Annotated in this window: 3 protein-coding genes and 1 rRNA gene; all 4 read left to right on the top strand. The window is 61.1% G+C overall.

The window, feature by feature from the left end; all coding sequences use genetic code 11:
- The first annotated feature begins 54 nt into the window (after positions 1-54).
- Positions 55-167: ribosomal RNA gene (gene rrf / locus P3W85_RS17050) — 5S ribosomal RNA — on the top strand.
- A 194-nt stretch (positions 168-361) separates the two neighbouring features.
- The gene (locus P3W85_RS17045) at positions 362-1342 is read left to right on the top strand and encodes an ABC transporter ATP-binding protein (RefSeq protein ID WP_276265646.1); all 981 of its coding nucleotides are present in this window, start codon (positions 362-364) and stop codon (positions 1340-1342) included.
- Positions 1314-2174 carry an ABC transporter permease gene (locus P3W85_RS17040; RefSeq protein WP_276265645.1) on the top strand — a complete coding sequence of 287 codons (861 nt, stop codon included), beginning with the start codon at positions 1314-1316 and terminating at the stop codon, positions 2172-2174. Before P3W85_RS17045 ends, P3W85_RS17040 begins: the two co-directional genes overlap by 29 nt.
- Before the next feature lie 4 nt (positions 2175-2178).
- On the top strand, positions 2179-2982 hold the full coding sequence (locus P3W85_RS17035; protein ID WP_276265644.1) for an ABC transporter permease: 804 nt from the start codon (positions 2179-2181) through the stop codon (positions 2980-2982).
- The last annotated feature ends 65 nt before the right edge of the window (positions 2983-3047 follow it).

The raw sequence follows: 3047 nt of genomic DNA, 5'->3' as shown, positions 1-3047 counted from the left end.
CAACTACATCCCTATTCGCTGCGTTGACCGAGTCAGCGCGGCACACCGTTTATGCCTGGTGACCATAGCGAGTTGGAACCACCCCTTCCCATCCCGAACAGGACCGTGAAACGACTCCACGCCGATGATAGTGCGGATACCCGTGTGAAAGTAGGTAATCGCCAGGCTCTCCCTTGAAACCCCTCAGTACGAAAGTACTGGGGGGTTTTGCTATTTGGTTTCGCTTTTCCTCCGCATCGCTTCCAACGCTCCCGAAACCATCGGTCGGGAAGGGAGCTCTCCAACTCTGCTACAATCCGCCCCCCGCTCGCTAGCCCGGCGGGACATTTTTTTGCAGTATGCAGTCAGCCAGCGAGAGGGTATGTCGCAGATTGTGGTGGAGGGATTGTCGAAAATTTATCGCGTCGGCGAGCGCAAGTCGGGCCTGCTCGGCATGTTTCATCGCCGCTGGCGCGAAATCGAAGCGCTCAAGGACGTCAGTTTTTCCCTCGAACGAGGTGAGTTGCTCGGTTTCATCGGCCCCAACGGCGCCGGCAAGTCAACGACCATCAAAATTCTCTCGGGTATCCTGCGTCCGTCGTCCGGCAAGGTCTTGATCGATGGGCGGAATCCGTTCGATGATCGCATCCGGCACGTGGCCGGCATCGGTGCCGTCTTTGGTCAGCGGAGCCAATTGTGGTGGGATCTTCCGGTAATTGATGGCTTCAACCTGCTTCGCGATATCTATCGGGTCGACGAGCCGGCGTATCGGCGCAACCGTGATGAGCTCGTTGGCATGCTCAAGCTGGAGCGATTACTTGAGCAACCGGTGCGTCAGTTGTCACTCGGCCAACGGATGCGTGCGGAAATTGCTGCCGCACTATTGCATGCGCCGCCCATCCTTTTTCTCGATGAGCCCACGATCGGACTCGATGCGCCATCGAAACTCGCGGTGCGCGAGTTCGTGAAGACGCTGAATCGGGAGCGCGGTGTCACCGTGTTGCTGACAACGCACGATATGCACGACATCGAAGCGCTCGCGCAACGTGTGCTTGTGATCGGACACGGCCGGGTACTTGCGGATCAGTCGTTCGATGCCCTTCGCGCCAGCGTGTTCGCGGATCGTCGCCTGGTCATCGATTTTGCCGGCGATGCACCGGCGCTCGCGATCGACGGGACCACCGTCCGCCGACATGAGGGACAGACGATCGAATTGGCATTTGATCCCCGCGTCGTCGGTGCGCCTGCGTTGATTGCCCGAATCGCGGGTGGGCATGACGTCGACGATATTCGCGTCGAGCAGCCGGCGATCGAGGAAGTCATCGCGCGCTTCTATGACCTGCACGGCGCAAACGAGGCTTGAGACGATGGATGTTTTTCATCCCTATTGGGCGGCGTTCAACGCGCGTTTCCGGATCATGATGCAGTACCGCGCAGCCGCCGTCGCGGGGTTCGTCACGCAATGCTGGTGGGGCGGCATCAAGGTCATGATCTATGCCGCGTTCTATCAGCACTCCGCGCAGGCGAATCTCCCCATTGGACTTGGCCAGGCGATTACGTACACGTGGCTCGCGCAGGCGTTGTTCGTGTTGCAACCGTGGAGCGGCGATCCCGAAATCGCCGCCGCCGTGCGCACCGGCGGGATCGGATACGACCGGCTGCGTCCCGTCGATACCTACGCCTGGTGGTTCGTCCGGGCGGTGGCGTGGATGATTGCACGCGCCTTGCCCCGCGCCGGGCTGATGTTCGCCGCGGCTGCCGTGTTGATGCCGTTGGTCGGATTGCAGGCCTGGTCATGGCAGTTGCCGGCGGAGCCGGTACAAGGCGTACTGTTCGCGGTTTCGTTGCTGTGGATGATCCTGCTTTGTGCGGCGTTTACCGTGCTGATCAACGTCTGCGTGGCGAAGACGCTCACGGATCGGGGCGTCAACACACTGGCCACCGCGTTCGTGATCCTGTTCTCGGGCAACCTGATTCCGCTCAGCTTCTTTCCCGATTGGGCCCAACCGGCGCTGGTGATGCAGCCGTTCGCCGGCATGCTCGATATTCCCGCGCGTATCTATATCGGTGCGCTCGGCGGCGGCGAAGCCTGGGCGGGGATCGCGGTGCAAGCGTTCTGGACGCTGGCATTCATCGCGATCGGCCGGGCCTGGATGCGCTCGGTGATGGCGCGTCTCGAAATGCAGGGAGGGTGAAACCGTGAACGCACTCTCGCTGCTACGCAGCTATTTCGTGACCTCGATCCGTACCCAGCTGGAATATCCGGGGTCGAGTCTCTTGCTTGGTTTCGGATCGTTCTTGACGATGATCATTGAACTTGCTGCCATATGGGCGCTGTTCGACAGGTTCGGGAATGTTCAGGGCTGGCAATTCGGCGATATCGCTTTCTTCTTCGGCATGGTCAGCATCAGCTTCTCGATTGCCGATTTCCTGAGCCGCGGATTCGATGTGTTCGGCACCGCCTTCGTCAAGACCGGTGACTTTGACCGTCTGCTGTTGCGGCCGCGCGCAGCAGCCTTGCAGTTGATCGGCTATGACTTTCGATTGCGGGTCTTGGGGCGCCTGCTGCAAGGCGTGGTGGTGCTTGCCGTCGCCACGCGCGCGCTCGATTTTCATTGGACCCCTTACGCCGCGGGGCTGTCGTTGTGGACCGTCGCCGGTGGCGTCGCGCTGTTCTTCGGATTGATGGTGCTGCAAGCCACGTTGTCGTTCTGGACCGTCGAGAGTCTGGAGATCGTCAACGTGGTGACTTATGGCGGCGTGCAGGCGGCACAGTACCCGTTGAGTCTCTACACGCAATGGTTCCGGAACCTGCTGATTTTCGTGGTGCCGATCGGTTGCGTGGCGTACTTTCCGGTGCTGGCGATTCTCGGGAAACCGGACCCGCTCGGCGCGCCCGACTGGCTCCTGCCGATCGCACCCGCCGCTGGTTTCGTTTTCCTTGCGCTCAGTTTCTGCGCCTGGCGCTTCGGCGTGAGCCGCTACGTGTCCAGCGGCAGCTAGCGCGCGGCCAGGCTCGCCACGGGATACCGGTTTGCGATCGCGGCGCCCCCGCCTGCCTACATCCG

This window comes from Cupriavidus basilensis (genome assembly GCF_029335485.1).
GTDB classification, from domain to species: domain Bacteria; phylum Pseudomonadota; class Gammaproteobacteria; order Burkholderiales; family Burkholderiaceae; genus Cupriavidus; species Cupriavidus basilensis_E.
This window is presented reverse-complemented; position numbering and strand designations above follow the sequence as displayed.

Excerpts from the sequence above, each read along its gene's own strand:
- P3W85_RS17045 (WP_276265646.1), top strand. The coding sequence starts at position 362 with ATGTCGCAGATTGTGGTGGAGGGATTGTCGAAAATTTATCGCGTCGGC.
- P3W85_RS17040 (WP_276265645.1), top strand. The coding sequence starts at position 1,314 with ATGACCTGCACGGCGCAAACGAGGCTTGAGACGATGGATGTTTTTCAT.